This is a genomic window from Salegentibacter mishustinae, from assembly GCF_002900095.1.
Taxonomy (GTDB): domain Bacteria; phylum Bacteroidota; class Bacteroidia; order Flavobacteriales; family Flavobacteriaceae; genus Salegentibacter; species Salegentibacter mishustinae.
The window spans coordinates 77,485-100,049 of sequence record NZ_LLKN01000003.1 but is presented as its reverse complement, the minus strand read 5'-3'; the positions used below and the strand labels follow the sequence as shown (position 1 = coordinate 100,049).

The following is a 22,565-nucleotide window of genomic DNA, read 5'->3' as shown; positions in this document are numbered from 1 at the left end:
TATACATAAATTTTAAATATGGACATATTATTAAATATAGTTATTGGAGTAGTTGGTATAGCAATAGGGTTTGCAATAGCCAAACAATTGGAGCGGAAGAGAGCTTCACAAACCATTAAAAATGCTAAGAAAACGGCAGCCAACATTCTAAAAGAAGCAAAATCTGAAGGAGAAAGTATCAAGAAAGATAAAATTCTTCAGGCAAAAGAGAAGTTCATTGAGCTAAAATCGGAACATGAGAAAGTGATCATGAACCGCGATAAGAAGATGAATGATGCTGAAAAACGTATCAGGGATAAAGAATCTCAGGTTTCAGGAGAACTTTCCAAAAACAAAAAACTCAATAAGGAGTTCGATGAGAAGCTGGCAGATTATAATCATCGTATTGAATATCTTGAAAAGAAACAAGAGGAAATAGATAAACTTCACAACAGCCAAATTCAGCAATTAGAAGTGATCTCAGGCCTTTCTGCGGATGAAGCTAAAGCACAGCTTACAGAAGCTTTGAAGGATAGTGCAAGAACAGATGCAATGGCCTTGATTCAGGATACTGTAGAAGAAGCTAAGTTAACTGCACAGCAGGAAGCCAAGAAAATTATTATTACTACCATCCAAAGAATTGGAACTGAAGAAGCTGTAGAAAATTGCGTTTCGGTTTTCAACCTGGAAAGCGACGATGTAAAAGGTAGAATTATTGGCCGGGAAGGTAGAAATATTAGAGCTTTAGAAGCCGCTACCGGCGTTGAAATTATCGTAGATGATACTCCCGAAGCTATTATTCTTTCTTGTTTCGATTCAGTTAGAAGGGAAGTGGCTCGTTTATCGTTGCATAAACTGGTGACCGATGGTAGAATTCACCCGGCGAGAATTGAAGAAGTTGTTAAAAAGACCCGTAAACAAATTGACGAGGAGATTATAGATATTGGTAAGCGTACCGTAATTGATCTAGGAATTCACGGTTTAAACCCTGAATTAATCAAATTAGTAGGACGAATGAAATATCGTTCTTCTTATGGTCAAAACCTACTACAACACTCCAGGGAAGTTGCTAAACTTTGTGGTGTGATGGCATCGGAGCTGGGTATAAATCCTAAACTTGCCAAACGTGCCGGATTACTCCACGATATTGGTAAAGTGCCGGAAACCGAGACTGAGACGCCTCACGCTATTCTTGGAATGCAATGGGCAGAGAAGCACGGTGAAAAGCCAGAAGTTTGTAACGCTATTGGAGCTCACCACGACGAGATCGAGATGAATTCTTTATTGTCTCCTATTGTACAGGTTTGTGATGCGATTAGCGGTGCAAGACCGGGTGCTAGAAGACAGGTGTTAGATTCATATATTCAACGTTTAAAAGATCTTGAGGATATTGCTTTCGGTTTTGGTGGAGTGAAAAAAGCTTATGCTATACAGGCGGGACGTGAGCTACGTGTAATCGTAGAGAGCGAAAAAGTAAACGATGAGAAAGCCAATAATCTTTCTTTTGAAATTTCTCAAAAGATCCAGACCGATATGACTTATCCGGGACAGGTTAAAGTAACTGTAATTCGTGAAACCAGAGCGGTTAATATCGCGAAGTAGGTAATTTAAATTAATTCATAGGGCCTAATTTTATACACCTTATGATTTAATAGGAACTAAAAAAATGCCTTAGAAAATTTTCTAAGGCATTTTTTATTGGTGTTTGTTGAACAAGTCTTCGGTAGGTTTAACTACTTAAGATTTGTAATCGTCGTCGTCATAAATGTTCTCGTAGGAGTTACCTTTGGTAACAAAAAACTCCCCGGTTACATATCTAAAATGCTCATCTAATTCTGCAATTTCTTTTAAATCTGTTTCATCCAGATTAACCCCAGTGCTTTGCAGGTTTTCTCTAATACGACTCTCGTTCGTAGATTTAGGAATTACGGCAGTTCCACGGGTTTCGCTCCATTTGATTAAAACCTGGCCTGCGGTGGCTCCATGTTTCTTAGCGATTTTCTTTATCACAGGATTTTCCAGCAATGAAGGTTCGTCTTTCGCTTTCATGCCATCAGGTCTATCGCCGCTGCCAAGTGGAGAAAATGCAGTCACGTGAATTTTGTTCTTACTACAAAATTCTAATAATTCATTTTGCTGAAGATATGGGTGAAGTTCTACCTGGTTCATTTCAGGGCTTTCGGAGGCTTCTTCCATTAATTCTTCCAATTTCATTGTACTAAAATTAGAAACTCCAACGTGTTTTACCAGGCCTTGCTTTTTGGCCTCCAGCATCATATTCCAGGTTTCAATAAGTGGCGCTTCCTCTAAGGATAAGTAGTCTTCATCATTTTCAGGAAAACTCACATCGGGTTTAAAAGCTACCGGCCAGTGAATAAGATATAGGTCAAGATAATCTAATTGAAGGTCTTGTAAAGTTTTTTTAAGCGCAGGGATTACATCTTCTTTTTTATGTGCGTTATTCCATAATTTTGAAGTGATCCAAACTTCTTCCCGCTTTATTTTTCCTTCATTAAAAACTTCAGAAAAAGCTTCGCCAACGGCGTCTTCGTTCCCATAAGTGGCAGCACAATCTATATGTCTGTAACCATTATTTAAAGCAAATTTCACAGCTTCTTTTACTTCTTCTTTTCCAGATTTCCAGGTTCCTAAACCTATGGCTGGCATTTCATCGCCATTTTTAAATTTTAATGTTTTCATTTTTTAGGTTTTAAAGGAAACAGAGTTTCCACAGTAATTTTTTAAAATTGTTTTGCTTGAAATTACTAATAAATAAAGGCAATAAGAAGATTTAAAAGCGCTTTAACCCAACTTTAATAGCATTTTAGCGTCGTGGGTGAAATTGCTCTACAACTTCCCGAAGATGTTTGCGATCTACGTGCATATAGACTTCGGTAGTAGTGATACTCTCGTGACCTAACATTTGCTGAATTGCTCTTAGATCGGCGCCGTTTTCCAATAAATGGGTAGCAAAAGAATGACGGAAAGTATGCGGACTTATTTTCTTTTTAATTCCGGCTTTTTCGGCTAAGCGCTTAATAATGGTAAAGATCATTGCGCGCGTAAGTTTGCCTCCGCGCCGGTTTAAAAACAAGATATCTGAATCGTCCTTGTTTATTTTCTGATGAATTCTAACTTCATCTTTATAAATGTTGATAAACTTCATGGTATAGTCTGAAGTTGGAACCAGGCGCTGTTTGTTGCCTTTCCCTGTAATTTTGATAAAGCCTTCTTCAAAATAAAGGTCAGAGATCTTTAAATCGGTTAATTCGCTAACACGTAAGCCGCAGCCATATAAAGTCTCTAAAATAGCGCGATTGCGTTCACCTTCGGCTTTGCTTAGGTCTACCGTTTCAATAAGCAGGTCTATTTCTTCAGTAGAAATAGTATCTGGAAGTTTTCGACCTATTTTAGGAGATTCTATTAGGTCCAGGGGGTTATCTTTTCGGTAATCTTCAAAGATCAGGTAATTAAAAAATCCGCGTAAACCAGATATTATGCGTGATTGTGAGCGGGCATTGACTTCTTTAGCGATCTCATAAATAAATTGCTGAACAATTTCTTCGGAAATTTGGGTAGGAGAGACCTTATGTTTTTTAACGTCTAAAAAGTTGATAAGTTTTACAACATCCAGTCTGTAATTGGTAATTGAATTATCTGAAAGTCCGCGTTCTATGCGTAAATAGTTGCAATAGTCCTGTAGTGCTGAAGCCCATTTCATACGTTAAAGATATAAACAATTCGCTGTAATCTTAGTAATACTTTAGGTTTACATAACTTTTTTTTAAGAAGGCGGTTCCTACATTTGCGTCAGTTAAACAAACAAAAATAGAAGTTATGAAAAAGTCGATTTTAATTATCGCAATGGTGTTATTTGGAGCAACCACAGTTTCTGCTCAGGAATACTGGAATTTCGGGGTAAAAGGTGGTGTGAACTTTTCTACTGTAACCGGAGATTATTTTGATAGTCCAGATTCTCGTACTGGTTTTAATATTGGTGTATTAGCCGAAATACCAGTAGCTGATCGTTTTTCTATCCAACCTGAGGTATTATACTCAGCACAAGGATTTACAGAGGCTAGTATAGACCAGGCTAATTTTGCCGATGTAGACGATAATGTAGAATACCAACTAGACTATGTTCAGGTTCCGGTATTAGCTAAAATTTATCTAGTAGAAGGTCTAAGCTTACAGGCAGGACCGTCTTTTAATTTCCTGGTAAACGAAGAATTAGACTACCAACCTCTTGACGATGATGGGGAAGTAGCACTAAACAATGCTCAGGATTTTGAATTTGGTGGAGCCGCTGGACTTGAATATAAGTTCAATAACGGATTCTTTATTCAGGGTCGTTATACTTATGGTTTTACCGATGTTATTGAAGATACAGATATTAACAATTCTGCTATTCAAGCTGGAATTGGGTATTCTTTCTAGAATAACGAGTTAACAATACCTATGAAAATTAAAAGCGGAGGCCTTGGGTTCTCCGCTTTTTTTATACTTGAAATCCTGTATTTGTTTAATATAGTGATTGTTAATTGCTATTTGTAATATCTTTAGGTAAGTAACCAAAAATGTATAATTATGAAACGACTAGTACTTATTTTTTGTTTTACATTATTAGGAATCGCTGCCTCACAAGCTCAAAGCGGATTGCGGGTTGGTGCCAACATTGGTTTACCCGTAGGAGATATCGAAGAAGTTAGCAATTTCCAACTTGGTGCAGATCTAGCCTATATGGTGGGCGTGGCCGATATGCTCTATGTTGGACCTAAAGTGGGTTATACCCGGTTTTTTATAGAGGATATAGATAGTGAGTTTGGCGATTTTGAAATTGATGATCCATCATTTCTGCCAATCGCAGCTTCCGGGCGAGTTTCCTTAGTAAGAGGTTTCTTCTTTGGTGCCGATCTAGGATACGCCGTTGGGCTTAATGATGGTAATGATGGTGGATTCTATTACAAACCGCAAGCAGGATTCAACTTCGGAAAAATTGGTCTCATACTTTCTTATACGGGAATTAGTGTAGACGGCGGTAGCTTCGCTGCTATAAATGCGGGAATTGAATTTGGATTATAGATACAATTAGCCAACCAAAACGACCCTTCAGAGAATTTGAGCTTCCAAAAAGGAATGTTCGTTTTTCTGAAGGTTTTTTTATGCTTTAAGTATATCTTATTTTTACCTTTACAGGGACAACCAGCTAATCGGTATATAATGAAGATAATGATCATCAACGGCCCTAATCTTAATTTATTAGGAACCCGTGAGCCCGAAACCTACGGAAATAAAAGTTTTGAGACTTATTTTTCTGAACTTCAGTTTAAATTCAAAAATACAGAGCTTTCTTATTTTCAAAGTAATATAGAAGGCGAGCTCATTGACGAACTTCACAAAGCCGACCAGGATTTTGATGGAATTGTTTTAAACGCCGCAGCGTATACACACACCTCAATTGGTATGGCAGATGCCGTTAAAGGCATAAAAACTCCGGTAGTAGAAGTACATATTTCCAATACCCATGCCCGGGAAGAGTTTAGGCACAAATCTTATATCGCACCGAATGCTAAAGGAGTAATTCTTGGGTTTGGATTATTGGGATATGATCTTGCAATTCAGAGTTTTTTAAACGAAAAGTAAAGAAACCGCATGATGCTGGAAGCAAAAATTGGAACTTACAGGGAGTTGATTATAAACCTGTGATGCCTTAAATTCAAAACATGAAAAAAGCCTATCTAAATTGGAGTAGTGGTAAAGACGCAGCTATGTCCTTATATAAGCTTCAGCAGGATAGCGAGTATTCGGTAGAAAAAATAGTGACCACCGTTAATACCGTATTTAAGCGAATTTCTATGCACGGAATCAGAACTGAATTACTTATTAAACAAGCTGAAAATATTGGTTTACCGCTTCATCAAATTAGATTGCACGGGGAAGTTTCAATGGAGGAGTATAATAAGGTGATGGAGATGGAAACCAATAAACTTTTAAATGAAGGTTTTACCCATAGTGTTTTTGGTGATATTTTCCTGGAAGATTTGAAGCGTTACCGTGAAAAACACCTGGAGGGAATTGGTTTGAAAGCAGTTTTTCCACTTTGGAAACAAAGTACAGAAAAACTCTTAGAAGAATTTATAAGCGAAGGATTTAAAGCGATTGTGGTATGTGTAAATACCAATAAACTCGATAGATCTTTCTGTGGAAGAATGCTGGATAAAGATTTTTTAAACGATTTACCGGAAGACGTGGATCCTTGCGGCGAAAATGGAGAATTTCATACCTTCGTTTTCGATGGTCCAATCTTTAAAAAGCCCATAGATTTTAAAATAGGAGAGCTGGTAGAGAAATCGTATAAACCTGCTAAAGAATCAGAAGACAATTGTTTTAGTGACGATCAAAAATCATGGGATACCAGTTTTATGTACTGTGATTTGTTGTGGGAATAATTTGTTAAATAGTAAACATACAATTCGTGTCATTGCGAAATGGCGATAGCCCACTTGGCAATCTAAGCATGATCAGTGGATATTTTTTTAGAGATTACTTCACTACGTTCGTAACTAAAGGCTTAACGAATAAAAAATCCCCGAAACAATAATGCTTCGGGGATTTTAATTTTTAAAATATATGCTTCTTAAATATGAATTACTTCATCATATGCAGCAGCAACGGCTTCCATTACCGCTTCACTCATTGTTGGGTGAGGGTGAACCGCTTTTAATACTTCGTGTCCTGTAGTTTCCAACTTACGTCCAAGTACAGCTTCAGCGATCATATCGGTAACTCCGGCACCAATCATATGGCAACCTAACCATTCGCCATATTTGGCATCAAAGATCACTTTTACAAATCCTTCCGACTTTCCTGCGGCCTTTGCTTTACCTGAAGCAGAGAAGGGGAATTTACCTACTTTAATCTCATAACCAGCTTCTTTAGCTTGCTTTTCAGTCATTCCAACAGAAGCGATTTCAGGCGTAGCATAAGTACAACCAGGGATGTTTCCATAATCAAGTGGCTCTACATCCATTCCTTTTATTTTTTCTACACAAAGAATTCCTTCTGCAGAAGCAACGTGAGCAAGGGCTGGGCCGTGAACTACATCTCCAATGGCGTATATTCCGTCTACATTAGTTTTATAAAAATCGTCTACAACAATTTTATCCTTTTCGGTCTTGATCTTTAGATCTTCAAGTCCTATATTTTCAATATTGGTTTTAATTCCAACTGCAGAAAGTACCACATCTGCTTCAAGCGTTTCTTCGCCCTTTTTGGTTTTCACCTTAGCTTTAACAGTTTTCCCTGAAGTATCTACACTTTCTACCGATGAATTGGTCATTACCTTAATTCCGGCTTTTTTGATGCTGCGCTCAAATTGTTTGGAGATTTCTTCATCTTCCAAAGGCACTACATTTGGCAAAAATTCTACCACAGTAACATCTGTTCCCATGGCATTATAGAAATGAGCAAACTCAACTCCAATAGCACCAGAACCAACCACGATCATAGATTTTGGTTGTTTTTCTAGCGTCATTGCCTCACGGTAACCAATTACTTTTTTACCATCCTGCTTAAGGTTTGGTAATTCACGAGAACGAGCTCCGGTAGCCACAATAATATTGTCTGCCTCGTATTCTTTAGTTTTATCATTTTTATCGGTCACAGCGATTTTTTTGCCGGACTTTAATTTTCCGAAACCTTCAATGACATCAATTTTATTTTTCTTCATTAAGAATTGAACACCTTTGCTCATTCCAGCAGCAACATCGCGACTACGCTTAACGACTTTTGAAAAATCTTTATCAGCTTTTTCAAGGCTTAATCCATAATCTTCGGCATGTTTTAGGTAATCAAAAACCTCGGCACTTTTCAGCAGTGCTTTAGTTGGGATACATCCCCAGTTTAAACAAACACCCCCAAGGCTTTCTTTTTCCACAATTGCGGTTTTAAATCCTAATTGTGATGCTCTAATTGCGGTTACGTAACCTCCAGGGCCACTACCTAAAACAATGATATCGTATTTACTCATATTCGGAAATTTTTATTAGGCTTAATAAATCATATCTCGCTTAGCGAGTGAAGTTGCGAATTTAAGGAATAATCGCTTAAACTGAAAAGTTTTCGTTAGGAGTATGATAGCAGTGAAAATGTGAATAGAATAAAAGGCAAGAGGCGATTATTTATTTTGTTTTTTTGGAGTAAATAAAAAACCTCACAGGTTCAGAAATTCCTGTGAGGCCTTAAAAAATTATCCTTAGAGTAAAATGATTTATTTAGTCACTTTTACTTTTTTTACATCGCTTTCCTTTAAATCTAAAGCGTTCATTACCGCTTTGTAGCTTGCAACATCAACACCGGTAGTTTCGGCAAAACCGGCAGGAACAATTACTATTCTGATTACCTGATCTTCTGTGAAAGAAGAATCTAGATTAGAAAAGTCTGCTGTGCCATCCATAAAGATATTCACATCAAAAAAGGTGTAATCAAAATTATATTGAACTTCTCCGTCTTCTACGTAATAGGTTTGTGGTAGTTGTCTAAAAACTTCAACCGGTAAGCCATCGGCCGTACCATCTTCGCCAACTTTCAGATATACAAGCACCGCATCAGATTCAAAAACTTCAACACCATTCTCGTCGAAATTTATCAAAGCCATATAGTCATTTGCTTCTGTAAAATCTATCCCCTCAAACTCTATGGTGGTTCCAATTAGTCCGTCTTCACCGGCAGGGCCTTGTGGGCCTGGAGGCCCTTGTGGTCCACGTTCTCCATCATTGGAAGAACAAGCGGTGAATAAAAAGGTTGTCATAAATAAAATTGAAAATATTCTTTTCATAATTATAGGTGTTAGGTTGTTATTTATTAAAATTAATACTTGCGGAATTTACGCAATAGCGCTGGCCGGTATCGGTAGGACCATCATCAAAAACGTGGCCAAGATGGCCGCCGCAATTAGCGCAAAGAATTTCGGTTCTTATCATTCCAAAGGTTTTATCCTGTACATATTCTACTTTTCCTTCTATGGCTTTATCAAAACTTGGCCAGCCACAGCCACTGTCAAATTTTGCTACGCTCTCAAAAAGTTTTTCCCCACAACCAGCGCAAAAATATTCTCCATCTTCAAAATGCATATTGTATTTGCCGGTATGTGGTGCTTCAGTGCCTTTTTTTCTTAATACCCGAAATTGTTCTTCAGAAAGTTGTTCTTTCCATTCGGTTTCAGGTTTTTCTATACTGTATTTCTTCATTTTAAAATTTTTAGTCATTTCCGTCCCGTTTAAAATCGGGATAAACTCCGGCGAAAATCTTATTTTTCTTTTGGTTCAAAATCCATTGCTATTCCATTAATGCAATGTCTTTTTCCGGTGGTTTCTCTCGGCCCATCGTCAAAAACGTGACCCAAATGCCCGCCACAGCGTGCACAGTGTACTTCGTTTCTTTGATAGCCTAATTTAGAATCGGTACCATAAGCAACTCCGCCTTCAATGGCGCGGTCAAAACTTGGCCAGCCTGTACCGCTCATAAATTTGTGTTCGGTTTCGTATAATTCATTTCCGCAGGCAGCGCAAACAAAAGTTCCGGGTTCTTTTATATCATTTAAAGGACTAGAGAACGATGGTTCGGTGGCAGCTTTTCTCAAAACTCGGTATTCAGCATCGGTTAATTCTGCTTTCCACTCCTCTTCAGTTTTAGAAACTTCAAATTCTTCTTGTTTTTCCTTTCCTTCTTTTTGATCTTTTTGGGCATTACCCTGGCAGCTAATAATAAAAACGGCCAGTAAAAACGGTAGTATCTTTTTCATTGCTTTTAAAATTTAATTTTTCCAAACAGATTTTTTAATATGGTTGTATTGCCATTATTAAATATCTTTTATGGTTTTTTATTTTAAAAGTACAAAGATTATACCGCGATGAACGTTGTGATTTTGTTAATTACCTCAGGATCGCCTAAGATGCGACGATGTCCCAAACCTTTGGTAGTGTAAAGTTCACTGTTTTCAAGTGCCTCATCAATATCATAAGCAGAAGATATTTCAACATCTACATCATTTTTATCGTGGATAACCAGGGTAGGAGTTGAGACGTCTTTAGCTGAAATCGCCCCTGAATAACTATCCAGATCAATATCAAATTTCTTGTCAAAGTGCGCTTTCATTTTATCGGCCACTTTTCTATTCATTTTTAGGTTTTTTGCAAAATCACGGGTTATATGCGTGATGCTATTCGCAGTACCTATTATTACAAGTTTCTTTGCTTTTAAACCTTCTTTCGCCGCTCGCAGCGTCGCCATTCCACCTAAAGAATGCCCAATTACGGCTTCAAAAGGACCATATTTTTCGTCTAAAATTTGCACAGCGTCAATAAAATCGAGCATCATACTTTTTTGGCCCGGGGCTTTCCCATGTGCGGGTGCATCAAAACTAACAGTACTGTATCCCTTATCTTTGAGTGCCTCCGCAATTTTAGCTAATTGCGTTCCACGACCGCTCCAGCCGTGAACCAATAAGATCTTCTTGTTGCTTTTGCCAAATTCGTATACTACAATTTCCCGACTGGTTTTAGGAATGGTAAGACGATATTGTTTAGAAAGCTCGTCCATATTCTTCTCCCGCTCTGGAAGCTTGTATTTAAACGGAGTTAAGAAAAGCTGGGCGGCAAATCTGCTAGCCACGAAAGGGGAAAGTTTTGAAAGTACTTTTCCAGTATACCTTATATAATTAGGTACCAATAATCTTTGTACAGGGATTTGATCTTTTTTTTGCTGATTCATTTTTTCAAGGTAAGAACGTGCAATTTACGTATTTCCTGAATGCATACCACCCCTGAGTCGTCTCTTTCTAAAGGAGTTTTTGTTTTATGGTATCATTTTTGAAAACCTATTATTTGTTAAATGATGCTTAAAACAATAAGCAGGCTTTGAAGGCTTTTGTAATTTTAACAAAACTAAACCAATAAACATGAAACTTAAAAAATCAATTAGTATTGTGGCTGTTTTACTGCTCGTAGTGGCATGTAAAACCAATCCTTTTACTGGAGAAAAGAATTTAAATTTTGTTTCTAACGATCAATTATTTCCCAGCTCCTTTGAGCAATACGATCAGTTTTTATCTGAAAATGAAGTGGTAACCGGAACTGCTGAATCGCAAATGATTAAGCGAGTAGGTAATAAAATAGAAACTGCTGCCGAAAGATATTTAAACGCGAATGGTTACCAGGGTTTTCTAGAAGATTTTAGATGGGAATATAACCTGGTAAAAGACGATGCAGTAAATGCATTTGCAATGCCCGGCGGAAAAATAGTTTTCTACACCGGAATTTTACCCGTAGCTGAAACAGAAACTGGTGTAGCCGTAGTAATGGCTCACGAAATTGCGCACGCCCTTGCAGATCACGGTGCGCAAAGAATGAGTGCTGCACAATTGCAGCAACTTGGTGCTGTAGCCGGTTCTGTAGCCGTTAGCGGAAGAAGCCAGGAAACTCAACAAATTTTTGCACAAGCTTATGGTTTGGGAACGCAATTAGGAGTGATGTTACCTTTTAGCCGTAGCCACGAAACCGAGGCCGATAGGATAGGCTTAACTTTAATGGCAATTGCCGGTTACGATCCCGATGAAGCTGCCGATCTATGGAGAAGAATGGCTGCCCAAAGTGATGGCCAGGCTCCACCGGAGTTTTTGAGTACTCACCCGTCTAACCAAACAAGGATTAACAACTTGCAAAAATGGGCACCAGAAGCTAAGGCTGAAGCCAAGAAATATGGGGTTACAAGTTATAATTAGAATATAACCTAGAAATTATATGAAAAAGCTGTCTTTTAAGGCAGCTTTTTCTATTTTTAGGGCTCTACAAAAAACCGGTATAAATGAAGGTACTTCCCAAAGGGCATAAAAAATTAGTACGTGCCTGGGCTTTTTATGATTGGGCAAATTCGGTTTACAGCCTTGTTATTTCATCAGCTATTTTTCCTATTTTCTATGGCGCTCTTACTATAATAAAAGATGAAGACGGTACTATTCTGGATGATACTGTAGATTTTTTGGGAATAAGCTTCAATAACGATTCTTTGATAAGTTATGTCACGGCAGCCGCCTTTTTGGTGGTTTCTATTTTAAGTCCGTTTTTATCGGGAATTGCCGATTATGTAGGTAATAAGAAGAATTTCCTAAAGTTTTTCTGTTATTTAGGAGCATTATCCTGTATTGGTCTTTTTTGGTTCAACCTTGAATACCTGTGGTTTGGTTTACTCTGTTATTTTCTTGCCCTTATAGGTTTTTGGGCCAGTTTGGTTTTTTATAATTCCTATCTGCCCGATATTGCTTTTCCAGAACAACAGGATAAGGTTAGTGCGCAGGGATTTTCTTTGGGATATATTGGTAGTGTGATTTTGTTAATCATTTGCCTGGTAATGATCTTGAATTACGAGGCTTTTGGTTTTGAAAGTGAAGCCTTACCCACACGTTTATCTTTTGTTTTAACAGGAGTTTGGTGGATTGGTTTTAGCCAATACACTTATGCTTATTTACCTAAAGGAAATAAAAAAGCCGCATTTACTAAAAATGTGCTTTTCAATGGATTTAGAGAACTTCGTGGGATATGGATTACCCTTAAACATAACATTCAGCTTAAAAGATATTTAATTGCTTTTTTTGTTTATAGTATGGCGGTGCAAACCATAATGCTGATTGCTACTTATTTTGGAATTGAAGAGCTAGAGTGGGGGGAGCAGGATGCCACTACGGGATTAATTATTAGTATTTTATTAATTCAATTAGTTGCAGTAGCTGGTGCTACTTTAACTTCCAGGTTAGCAGTGAGGTTTGGAAACATTAAAATCCTGATCTTTATCAACCTTATTTGGATAGCTATCTGCGGTTATGCCTTTTTTATTGTTAGTCCGCAGCAGTTTTATGTAGCGGCCGCTTCAGTAGGTTTGGTAATGGGCGGGATACAATCCCTGTCCAGGTCTACCTATTCTAAAATGCTTCCTCAAAATGCTATAGATACTGCAAGTTATTTCAGCTTCTATGATGTAGCCGAAAAAATTGGAATCGTTATAGGAATGTTTCTTTATGGAGTGGTAGCGCAAATTACCGGAAGTGTACGAAATTCAATTTTATTCCTGGTGGTTTTCTTTATCGCGGGAGTAATTTTGCTGCTGCGGGTACCAATAAAAAATCCTGCCACAAAAGACAGGATTTAAGCAATTTTTCTTTTTCAATATTATTTCTTCGGAAGGGATTAATGTGATGAAACCGAACCTGATCCCGAAGTTTTAAAATCCTGATTCTTTGGGTTTCCTTTGTATTTAATATCTCCCGAGCCCATTACCTTAGCTTTTAAGCTTGAATTTGCTGAAATTTGAATATCTCCAGATCCCATTACGGTAGCTTCCACATTTTCAGCTCTTAGGTCGTAAGCTTTAAAATCTCCAGAACCGGTAACTTTGCAATCAAAATCCCTTGCTGTTCCAGATAACAGGATATCCCCAGACCCGGTAACTTGTCCTGAGAGATCTTCTACTTCCAGCTCTAATTTAATGTCGCCCGAGCCGGTTACCTTTGTGTTAAATCTTTTTGCAGTTATTTTTGATGTATTCCAAATATCGCCAGATCCGGTTACTTCCACAGCCGATAGATCCTTAAAGGGAACAGTGACTTTAATACCATTATTCCTGGAAGGTTTCAAATTATAACCTTTTTCTACTGAAATTTTCAATGTGCCTCCGTTTACTTCGGTAGTGATATATTCCTGCAGGTTGCTTTCGGCCTCTACAGTTAAATTACCTTCGGTACCAGAAACCAGTTCAACATCCATTGAGCCTACCAGCGATATTTCATCGTAATCTGCAGTGTTTCTTTTTTCTGAAGTCATATCGCCATTACCTCTTACGGTTTCGTTGCTTCCCCACCATTGGCTTTGTGCAGGAGTAGTAGCGATAAATGATACTGCTAATATTAAGAATAGATTTTTCATGATTTTGTGTTTTTTGATTGATAAATATTTTAGTTTTTATTAAAAGTTACATTTCCATAATTAGTGTTGATATAAATGGTATTTCCGCTATTTTCTTGCAGGTGATAGCCTTCAAAAAGTTTACTGGTATTTTTGTCGTGACGCTTTCTAATTTCCATATCTTCAAGGCCTTTCGCATTTCCATAAGAAGATTTTACGGTGAAATTGAATGGATGCTCACTATCGTAGCCCAATTTTATTCCGGCGTAATCAGTGTTTATTTCTACTTTAGAAACTCCTTTTATAAGTTTTTCAATACTTGCCGAGCCATAATCTAAATTTAAGTCTAAAGATTCGAACACACGACCTATTTTAGTACTTAAATAATCACCATTACCCACAATGCTTTTCGCTTTTTCAATAGTAATACTGCCATAATCGCAATTAAAATCAAGCTGAGCTACTTTTTTAATCCTGGAGTCGGTATAATCGGCGTTTACATATAGTTTTCCGGCTTCTTCAATTTCATATCCGCTGTAGTCGGCATTTATTTCAGCATTTTTCACATAACCAATATGGCTGTTTCTGGTATAGTCAAAATTTAGCTGATTCGAGTTTCCTCTTAATTCACCAATATCCACCTTCCCATAATCGCAGTTAATTTTAGCATTACCTAACAGTCGGTCTATATAAATTCCGCCGTAATCATTTCTAATATCAACGCTGTGTTTTTCAGGAGCTTTTATCACATAATTGATCTCCATATTTACATTGTTAGAACTATTAAAAAGCGAGCTCCACCAGGATTGTTCTTCTCTTTTAAAATGGGTTTTCGCGCTCACCCCAGAAGATGATTGATTAAATTCGATATTAATTTCGTCTAATTTCTTTTGTACTTTTTCCTCATCGTCACCATTGGTTTTTATATTCACTTCTATCACTATTTTATTTTGGTTCCAGGTAGAAATATCTACATTCCCGTAGCTGTTATCGATAGTTAGCATATCGGTAGCGCTTACATTGTAAGTTTTAGTGACTTTTTTGGTTTTGGTATGCCTGCCGTTTAAATCGCCATTGCAGTAACTTACTGCCGGAACTAATAGGGCTAGCATTATGATATTAAATATAGTTTTCATCGCTTTTATTTTTTAGGGATTTAATATTTTCTATTTGATCGAGTACTTGTTTTAAAAGATCTATTCTTTGCTGAAAATTGGAGATCATAGCATAAATCACACGTTCATCCTGCCCGCTATTTCGCAAGTCTTTTTGAAGTTTTTTGTATTCTGTTTCCAGCTTTTCTAGCTGGGTTAATGCATCTTCAACTATAGCTTCGGTACCCGGGGCATTTTCAGCTTTTAAGTTTTGCAGCTTGGTTTCAATAAGCTGGGTGTAAAACTGTTTCGTTTCTTTCATTTGTGGAGAAACACTGGCTAAATCACCTTGATTTTTATAGGAATTTTCTCCGAAAAATCCTGCAAAAACCATAAAAGCTATAGCAAGTATCGCAGCCACCGAAAGCATTGGCGCCCATATGCTGCTGCTATTTGAGCCCTTAGCCAAATTTTTGGAATGGCTATTTTGTTCTTCCAGCTTTTCCAGGAATCTTTGTTTATGCCCGGTTGCCGGTTCCTTATTATCGAAATCCAGCTTCTTAAAAAGCTCGTTTATATTATCGTTTTTCATAATTTTAAAAATTGAAATAATCCAGTAAGCTTATCACAGACTAATTATTTTCACCTGGTTTTCCTTCCAGTTTAGATCCGGCATCATGCCGTTTCATCTTTCAGTAATGTTTTTCTAAGGCTATCTTTGGCCCGGGAGATCGTTGTTCGGCAATTTGCATAGCTGAGATTTAAAATCTCCCCAATCTCTTCGTAATCGTAACCTTCAATTAAGTGCAGCGTTAAGGCAACACGGTAATTTTCTTTAAGACTATTAAGCGTTCTTAAAATCTTTTTTACTTTTTCATTTTTTGAATCATTTTCAAGGATAATTCCCTCGCTTTCATCTGCTTCGTTTTTCAACTCATCGTTATAGGTTACCTCATTTAATTTTACCTTATGGTTGAAGGAATTAATACTTAGATTCACAACTATTCTTTTTAACCAGGCACCAAAAGTGGAAACTTCCTGTAAAGTGTTTATTTTTGAAAAAGCCTTTAAAAAAGCTTCCTGCATAATATCTTCTGCTTCGGCGGAATCTTTTACAATACGTACCGAGGTATTGTACATTGCCCTATAATAGCGCTCATACACTTCCATTTGTGCGCGCTGATCACCTTTTTGGCAACGTGCAACAAGATCATTAATATGTGTGATGGTTGGTGTCAATTAAAAAACTATCTAGTTTCTATAATAAAGATAGCTTTGATTTTGATTTGTTACAGTTTTGAGAAAAAAAATATAAAAAAGATGGTGGCACAGGAATTGACTACTTCTTATAGAAATTGCATAAAAACCCGCTTAGAATACTAAGTTCAGGGCTTTGCCGAAAAAGAAAAGATTAAGAACCATAGACTGTTTGTGACAGTTTGACCTAAAATAAATTATGGCTAAAACGAAATTAACAAGTTTTGACAGTTTGTCATTGCAAGATATAGATCAGGACGCAGATTTAATTCCATTAATGACGCCGGAAGATGAAGAGGAAATAAACCGTGAAGAATTACCCGAAACTTTACCAATTCTTCCTTTAAGAAACACCGTATTGTTTCCGGGAGTGGTGATTCCTATTACCGCTGGAAGGGATACTTCTATTAAATTGATCAATGAAGCGAATAACGATTCTAAGATTATTGGGGTTGTTGCTCAAAAAGATGAAGAAGTAGAAAACCCTACAGCAAAAGATATTTATCGCACCGGTGTTGTGGCGCGCATTTTAAGAGTTTTAAAAATGCCTGATGGAAATACCACCGTGATTATCCAGGGTAAAAAACGTTTTGAAATAGACGAGATTGTAAAAGAGGAACCTTACCTAACAGCAAGTATCAAAGAAGTTCCGGAAGCAAGACCGGAAATTGATAATAAGGAATTTCCGGCAATTATAGATTCTATAAAAGAACTTGCGCTTCAAATAATTAAAGGGAGTCCAAATATTCCTAGTGAAGCTTCTTTCGCTATTAAGAATATAGAAAGTTCTTCTTTCCTTATCAATTTTGTTTCCTCTAATATGAATCTTGCTGTGGAAGACAAGCAAAATTTACTGGAAACAAACGATCTTAAAGAGCGCGCACTAGCCACTTTGCGACATATGAATGTTGAATATCAAAAATTGGAGCTTAAAAATGATATCCAGAGCAAGGTGCAAAGTGATATGAGCCAGCAGCAGCGTGAATATTTTCTTCATCAGCAAATGAAAACCATCCAGGAAGAACTTGGTGGGGTTTCTCAGGAAGATGAACTTGAAGAAATGAAGCAGCGCGCCAAAAAGAAAAAATGGGGCGAAAAAGTACAGAAGCATTTCAATAAGGAAATTTCTAAAATGCAACGAATGAATCCGCAGGTAGCTGAATATTCTATTCAGAGAAACTACCTGGATCTGTTTTTAGACCTTCCATGGAACGAATTCAGTAAGGATAAGTTCGATCTAAAAAGAGCGAAGAAAATACTTGATCGAGACCACTATGGCCTGGACGACGTAAAACGCCGAATTATAGAGTATCTGGCAGTGTTAAAACTGCGTAACGATATGAAGTCTCCAATTCTTTGTTTATACGGGCCTCCGGGAACCGGTAAAACTTCCCTTGGTAAATCTATGGCCGAAGCATTAGGTAGAGAATATGTGAGAGTTTCACTTGGTGGATTACGTGATGAAGCTGAAATACGGGGACATAGAAAAACCTATATTGGTGCGATGCCGGGTAGAATTATTCAGTCTCTTAAAAAAGCGGGAACAAGTAACCCTGTTTTTGTATTAGATGAAATTGATAAATTAAGTATAGGACATGCCGGCGATCCTTCTTCAGCTTTATTAGAAGTATTGGATCCTGAGCAAAATAGTGAATTCCACGACAACTTCCTGGAAATGGGATTTGACCTTTCTAAAGTAATGTTTGTGGCAACGGCAAATACTTTAAATACCATTCAGCCTGCTCTTAGGGATCGTATGGAGATTATAAATGTTACTGGTTATACAATAGAGGAGAAGGTAGAAATCGCCAAACAACACTTGCTTCCAAAGCAATTGGAAGAACACGGACTTACCAAAGAGCATATTAAAATTGCAAAACCTCAATTAGAGAAGATCGTTGAAGGTTATACCCGGGAATCTGGAGTGCGTGGATTGGAAAAACAGATCGCAAAAATGGTACGTCACGCGGCTAAAAATATTGCGATGGAAGAAGAATATAATGTTAAGGTTACTAATGAAGACATTATAGAAGTTCTTGGTAGTCCAAGACTGGAGCGCGATAAATATGAAAATAATGAAGTAGCAGGTGTGGTTACAGGATTAGCCTGGACCCAAGTTGGCGGAGATATTCTGTTTATTGAATCCATCCTTTCTAAAGGAAAAGGAAACCTGAATATTACCGGTAACCTTGGGAAGGTGATGAAAGAATCGGCTACCATTGCGATGGAGTATATGAAATCTAACGCCGAAGAACTTGGTATAGATCCTTCAATATTTGAAAAATATAATGTTCATATTCACGTGCCGGAAGGGGCAACTCCAAAAGATGGGCCAAGTGCAGGTATAACGATGCTAACCTCTTTAGTTTCTTTATTTACGCAACGAAAAGTGAAGAAAAGCATCGCGATGACCGGAGAAATCACCCTTAGAGGGAAAGTGCTTCCGGTAGGAGGGATCAAAGAAAAAATTCTTGCAGCCAAACGTGCTCGCATTAAAGAGATTATTCTTTGTAAGGAGAATGAACGTGATATAAAAGAGATCAAGGAGGATTATTTAAAAGGACTTACTTTTCATTATGTAAATGATATGAGTGAAGTTATTGATCTTGCAATTACCAAGCAAAAGGTGAAAAACGCCAAGACGCTTTAATACTTAAGCTGTCTAAAGAGCCCTGTTTTCGTCAACCTGAATTGGTTTCAGTTTCTAACTTGATATAGATTATCAACTTGTTAGATTCTGAAATAATCCCGAAACTTCGGGACAGAACGATGTTTACTTAAAAGGACTTTTTAGACAGCTTTTTTAATTTACAGCGAAAGTTTCAGGGAAAGTAAAGCTTTGCCTAATTTTGCCATCCATACAGAAAATAAATTATGAGTAAAAAAATAACGATTGCTATAGATGGATATTCTTCCACCGGAAAAAGTACGGTGGCCAAACAACTTGCAGCAGAGCTGGGCTATGTTTATGTAGATACCGGTGCGATGTATCGTGCAGTGACTTTGTATCTAATGCGTAAAATGTTGGTTAGTGATACTCATTTTGACGAGGAAGCCATCTTAAGGCATTTACCATTTATCAATATCAGCTTTGTATTTAATGAAGAGGTAGGTTATGGAGAAGTTCATTTAAATAATGAGAATGTTGAAAAGGAAATCAGGTTGATGGAGGTTTCTCAGCAGGTGAGTAAGGTTGCTGCTGTGCCAGATGTTAGAAAGATGCTGGTTAAAATTCAACAGGAAATTGGTAAAAATAAAGCAGTAGTGATGGATGGTCGTGATATTGGAACGGTTGTTTTTCCTGACGCCGACTTGAAGTTATTTATGACCGCTTCTACCGAAAAACGTGCAGAGCGCAGGTATGATGAATTAAAGGGTCGAGGAGATGAGGTTAAATATGAAGATGTACTTGCTAACGTTAAAGAACGTGATTACCTCGATACTACCCGAGAAGACTCTCCTTTAGTAAAAGCTGAAGATGCTATAGAGATTGATAATTCAGATATGAATCTGGAGGAACAGTTTGAAAAAGTATTGAAACTGGCCAAGGATAAAATTGAAGAATAAGCATGCTGCTTTTAAACTAATTAGGGTTTGAGAAAAGAAAAATAAGTTGTATTTTTGCAGCCCTTTTTGGCGAAGAATCGGAAAATCAAAAGGGGTTGAAAATCAAAACCATAACTACTTCTGTGTTTTATTTGCTTAATTTTTCCGAAGAATACAGGATACAAATTTTTTATCAGCAATGGCTGAAGACAAAAAAAACCAGGACGTTCAGGACGATAATCTTGAAGTTCAACCGGTAGCTGGAATGGCTACTTCATCGCAACCTGCTCCTTCTGAGCAACAGGAAAACCCTGAGAAATTTCTTGAAGAATTTAACTGGCACAATTATGAAGAGGGAATTGACCCTATTGATGATGAGAAGTTAGAAGAATTTGAGAAATTAGTTGCAGAAAATTTCGTAGACACTTTAAATGACGAAGTTGTAACAGGAAAAGTAATTAATATTACAGATCGTGATGCAATTATAGACATTAACGCAAAAAGTGAAGGCGTTATTTCTCTTAACGAATTTCGTTACAATCCAGATCTTAAAGTTGGAGACGACGTTGAGGTTTTGATCGATGTTCGTGAAGATTCTACAGGACAATTAATCCTTTCTCACCGTAAAGCTCGTGTAATTCAGGCTTGGGATCGTGTGAACAAAGCTCACGACGAAAGTCTTATCGTAAACGGTTTTGTGAAATGCAGAACTAAAGGTGGTATGATCGTAGATGTATTTGGAATTGAGGCATTCTTGCCAGGTTCTCAAATAGACGTGAAGCCTATCCGTGATTACGATGCTTACGTTGGAAAAACAATGGAATTCAAAGTTGTGAAAATCAACCACGAATTCAAAAACGTTGTGGTTTCTCACAAAGCGCTTATTGAAGCCGATATCGAAGAACAGAAGAAAGAAATTATCGGTCAGCTTGAAAAAGGTCAGGTACTTGAAGGTACTGTTAAAAACATCACTTCTTACGGAGTATTTGTTGACCTTGGAGGAGTTGATGGACTTGTTCACATTACCGACCTTAGCTGGTCTCGTATCAACCATCCAAATGAGATTGTTGAACTTGATCAAAAACTAAACGTGGTAATTCTTGACTTTGATGAAGCTAAAACAAGAATCCAACTTGGTCTTAAGCAATTAAGCAAACACCCATGGGAAGCTCTTGACGAAAACCTTAAGGTTGGAGACAAGGTAAAAGGTAAAGTAGTTGTAATCGCAGATTACGGTGCATTTATTGAAGTTGCCGATGGTGTTGAAGGTCTTATCCACGTTTCTGAAATGTCTTGGAGCACGCACTTGCGTTCAGCTCAGGATTTCGTAAATGTTGGAGATGAGGTTGAAGCTCAAATTTTAACTTTAGATCGTGAAGACCGTAAAATGTCTCTTGGAATTAAGCAATTAACTCCAGACCCATGGACAGATATTACTACTAAATATCCTGTTGGTTCTAAACACAAAGGAATTGTACGTAACTTCACTAACTTTGGTGTATTCGTAGAATTAGAAGAAGGAATTGACGGACTTATCTATATCTCTGATCTTTCATGGACTAAGAAAATCAAGCACCCATCAGAATTTACTAATGTAGGTGATGAGCTTGAGGTTGTAGTTCTTGAATTAGACGTAGATGGTCGTAAGTTAAGCCTTGGTCACAAGCAGGTTGAAGATAACCCTTGGGATAAATACGAAACTGAATTCGCTGTTGGTACTAAACACACCGCAGAGATTGCAGAGATCGTAGATAAAGGTGCGACTATAGACTTTAATGAAGATATCACTGCATTTGTTCCAACCAGACATCTTGAAAAAGAAGACGGTAACAAATTGACTAAAGGTGAATCTGCAGAATTCCAGATTATTGAATTCAATAAAGAATTCAAGAGAGTGGTAGCTTCACATATGGCTATTCACAAAGAAGAAGAGCAGCAAATCGTTAAGCAAGCCGCTAAAAAAGCAGCAGCTTCGCAAAGCAAAGACAAAACCACTATTGGTGATGTTAACGCCGATCTTCAAGCTTTAAAAGATAAAATGGAAGGGAAGTAATTTCCGGAATTTATCATAAATAAAAACCTCCTTAGTTCACGCTAAGGAGGTTTTTTTATTTAATTATGTATCGTGGGATATTGTCGTTTTTAATATGGAAAGTATGAAAGACCGAGATAACTTTACGAAGCGAAAAATTGGAATTATTTATTCTTCTGTAGATGGACAGACTCTTAAAATTTGCCAGGAATTAAATAGAGTTTTTGATAAGAACGAAATTGAAACAGAACTTTTCTCAATTGATTCTTTTTATGCCGATTTATCTGAATTTCACACATTGGTTATTGGGGCAAGTATTCGGTATGGAAAACATAATAAAAATGTTTCCGAATTTGTATTGAAAAACAAGGAATATTTAAATGAAATAAGAATTGCATTTTTCTCAGTTAATCTTGTAGCCCGAAACGAAGATAAAAACACCCCTGATACAAATCCTTACCTGATTAAATTCCTGAAAAAGACTGACTGGAATCCTAAATTCATAGATGTGTTTGCCGGAAAATTAGATTATAAATCTTACTCATTCCTTGATAGATTATTGATCAAACTCATTATGAAATTAACCAATGGGCCAACGAAATCAAAAAAGCCAATAGAATTTACAGATTGGAAAAGAGTAGAGGCTTTTGGTCTGCGTATAAGTAAGGACTATCTAAATTCAAAGAATTCGAATTCCTAAATAAA

Annotated in this window: 22 protein-coding genes; 11 read left to right on the top strand and 11 right to left on the bottom strand. The window is 37.2% G+C overall.

The genetic code is table 11. The features are described 5' to 3' along the window. The first annotated feature begins 18 nt into the window (after positions 1-18). Positions 19-1,581, top strand: a complete 1,563-nt coding sequence (gene rny, locus APB85_RS16320; protein WP_057480774.1) for a ribonuclease Y — start codon at positions 19-21, stop codon at positions 1,579-1,581. A 135-nt stretch (positions 1,582-1,716) separates the two neighbouring features. On the opposite strand, the gene APB85_RS16315 is transcribed toward rny, so the two are convergent. Together APB85_RS16315 and xerD are read right to left on the bottom strand one after the other, a co-directional pair. After that, positions 1,717-2,679 carry an aldo/keto reductase gene (locus APB85_RS16315; protein ID WP_057480775.1) on the bottom strand — a complete coding sequence of 321 codons (963 nt, stop codon included), beginning with the start codon at positions 2,677-2,679 and terminating at the stop codon, positions 1,717-1,719. Between the two features lie 124 nt (positions 2,680-2,803). Continuing rightward, positions 2,804-3,700 (bottom strand): site-specific tyrosine recombinase XerD, encoded by an 897-nt coding sequence (gene xerD, locus APB85_RS16310; RefSeq protein ID WP_057480776.1) that lies wholly within the window; start codon positions 3,698-3,700, stop codon positions 2,804-2,806. 116 nt (positions 3,701-3,816) lie between these two features. Between xerD and APB85_RS16305 the strand changes: the two genes are divergently transcribed. The 4 genes from APB85_RS16305 to APB85_RS16290 all read left to right on the top strand — a co-directional run bounded on the left by APB85_RS16305 (position 3,817) and on the right by APB85_RS16290 (position 6,428). After that, positions 3,817-4,416: a porin family protein gene (locus tag APB85_RS16305; protein WP_057480777.1), complete on the top strand. Its 600-nt coding sequence runs from the start codon at positions 3,817-3,819 to the stop codon at positions 4,414-4,416. Between the two features lie 150 nt (positions 4,417-4,566). Next, complete coding sequence (locus APB85_RS16300) at positions 4,567-5,061, top strand: hypothetical protein (protein ID WP_057480778.1); 495 nt, start codon at positions 4,567-4,569, stop codon at positions 5,059-5,061. Between the two features lie 138 nt (positions 5,062-5,199). Next, entirely contained in the window at positions 5,200-5,622 is a 423-nt protein-coding gene (gene aroQ, locus APB85_RS16295) for a type II 3-dehydroquinate dehydratase (RefSeq protein ID WP_057480779.1), read from the top strand. Positions 5,623-5,702: 80 nt separating this feature from the next. After that, positions 5,703-6,428, top strand: coding sequence for a Dph6-related ATP pyrophosphatase (locus APB85_RS16290; protein WP_057480780.1), 726 nt, complete (start codon positions 5,703-5,705; stop codon positions 6,426-6,428). Positions 6,429-6,616: 188 nt separating this feature from the next. On the opposite strand, the gene lpdA is transcribed toward APB85_RS16290, so the two are convergent. From lpdA to APB85_RS16265, 5 genes are all read right to left on the bottom strand, one after another. Next, on the bottom strand, positions 6,617-8,008 hold the full coding sequence (gene lpdA, locus APB85_RS16285; protein WP_057480781.1) for a dihydrolipoyl dehydrogenase: 1,392 nt from the start codon (positions 8,006-8,008) through the stop codon (positions 6,617-6,619). 240 nt (positions 8,009-8,248) lie between these two features. Then, positions 8,249-8,815, bottom strand: coding sequence for a hypothetical protein (locus APB85_RS16280; RefSeq protein ID WP_057480782.1), 567 nt, complete (start codon positions 8,813-8,815; stop codon positions 8,249-8,251). Between the two features lie 19 nt (positions 8,816-8,834). Beyond that, complete coding sequence (gene msrB / locus APB85_RS16275) at positions 8,835-9,227, bottom strand: peptide-methionine (R)-S-oxide reductase MsrB (protein WP_057480868.1); 393 nt, start codon at positions 9,225-9,227, stop codon at positions 8,835-8,837. A 59-nt stretch (positions 9,228-9,286) separates the two neighbouring features. Continuing rightward, on the bottom strand, positions 9,287-9,781 hold the full coding sequence (gene msrB, locus APB85_RS16270) for a peptide-methionine (R)-S-oxide reductase MsrB (protein WP_057480783.1): 495 nt from the start codon (positions 9,779-9,781) through the stop codon (positions 9,287-9,289). Positions 9,782-9,879: 98 nt separating this feature from the next. Continuing rightward, a complete protein-coding gene (locus tag APB85_RS16265; protein ID WP_057480784.1) occupies positions 9,880-10,749 on the bottom strand; it encodes an alpha/beta fold hydrolase in 870 nt (289 codons plus the stop codon). A gap of 187 nt (positions 10,750-10,936) precedes the next feature. Here APB85_RS16265 and APB85_RS16260 point away from each other — a divergent pair, with 187 nt between their 5' ends. Both APB85_RS16260 and APB85_RS16255 read left to right on the top strand, forming a co-directional pair. Further along, positions 10,937-11,758 (top strand): M48 family metallopeptidase, encoded by an 822-nt coding sequence (locus APB85_RS16260; protein WP_057480785.1) that lies wholly within the window; start codon positions 10,937-10,939, stop codon positions 11,756-11,758. An 83-nt stretch (positions 11,759-11,841) separates the two neighbouring features. Beyond that, on the top strand, positions 11,842-13,179 hold the full coding sequence (locus APB85_RS16255; protein ID WP_057480786.1) for an MFS transporter: 1,338 nt from the start codon (positions 11,842-11,844) through the stop codon (positions 13,177-13,179). A gap of 38 nt (positions 13,180-13,217) precedes the next feature. Here the strand turns inward: APB85_RS16255 and APB85_RS16250 are convergent, their stop codons facing one another. The 4 genes from APB85_RS16250 to APB85_RS16235 all read right to left on the bottom strand — a co-directional run bounded on the left by APB85_RS16250 (position 13,218) and on the right by APB85_RS16235 (position 16,264). Further along, on the bottom strand, positions 13,218-13,952 hold the full coding sequence (locus APB85_RS16250) for a head GIN domain-containing protein (protein ID WP_057480787.1): 735 nt from the start codon (positions 13,950-13,952) through the stop codon (positions 13,218-13,220). Positions 13,953-13,981: 29 nt separating this feature from the next. Next, positions 13,982-15,067, bottom strand: a complete 1,086-nt coding sequence (locus APB85_RS16245) for a hypothetical protein (RefSeq protein WP_057480788.1) — start codon at positions 15,065-15,067, stop codon at positions 13,982-13,984. Beyond that, on the bottom strand, positions 15,051-15,617 hold the full coding sequence (locus APB85_RS16240) for a hypothetical protein (RefSeq protein WP_057480789.1): 567 nt from the start codon (positions 15,615-15,617) through the stop codon (positions 15,051-15,053). Before APB85_RS16240 ends, APB85_RS16245 begins: the two co-directional genes overlap by 17 nt. Positions 15,618-15,700: 83 nt before the next feature. Next, positions 15,701-16,264 carry an RNA polymerase sigma factor gene (locus APB85_RS16235; RefSeq protein ID WP_057480790.1) on the bottom strand — a complete coding sequence of 188 codons (564 nt, stop codon included), beginning with the start codon at positions 16,262-16,264 and terminating at the stop codon, positions 15,701-15,703. A gap of 217 nt (positions 16,265-16,481) precedes the next feature. Between APB85_RS16235 and lon the strand changes: the two genes are divergently transcribed. The 4 genes from lon (at position 16,482) to hemG (ending at position 22,560) form a co-directional block, all read left to right on the top strand. Further along, positions 16,482-18,932 carry an endopeptidase La gene (gene lon / locus APB85_RS16230; RefSeq protein ID WP_057480791.1) on the top strand — a complete coding sequence of 817 codons (2,451 nt, stop codon included), beginning with the start codon at positions 16,482-16,484 and terminating at the stop codon, positions 18,930-18,932. A gap of 224 nt (positions 18,933-19,156) precedes the next feature. Continuing rightward, positions 19,157-19,849, top strand: a complete 693-nt coding sequence (gene cmk / locus APB85_RS16225; protein WP_057480792.1) for a (d)CMP kinase — start codon at positions 19,157-19,159, stop codon at positions 19,847-19,849. A 178-nt stretch (positions 19,850-20,027) separates the two neighbouring features. Beyond that, positions 20,028-21,881 (top strand): 30S ribosomal protein S1, encoded by a 1,854-nt coding sequence (rpsA, locus tag APB85_RS16220; protein WP_083482169.1) that lies wholly within the window; start codon positions 20,028-20,030, stop codon positions 21,879-21,881. A 103-nt stretch (positions 21,882-21,984) separates the two neighbouring features. Further along, positions 21,985-22,560, top strand: a complete 576-nt coding sequence (gene hemG, locus APB85_RS16215; protein WP_057480870.1) for a menaquinone-dependent protoporphyrinogen IX dehydrogenase — start codon at positions 21,985-21,987, stop codon at positions 22,558-22,560. The last annotated feature ends 5 nt before the right edge of the window (positions 22,561-22,565 follow it).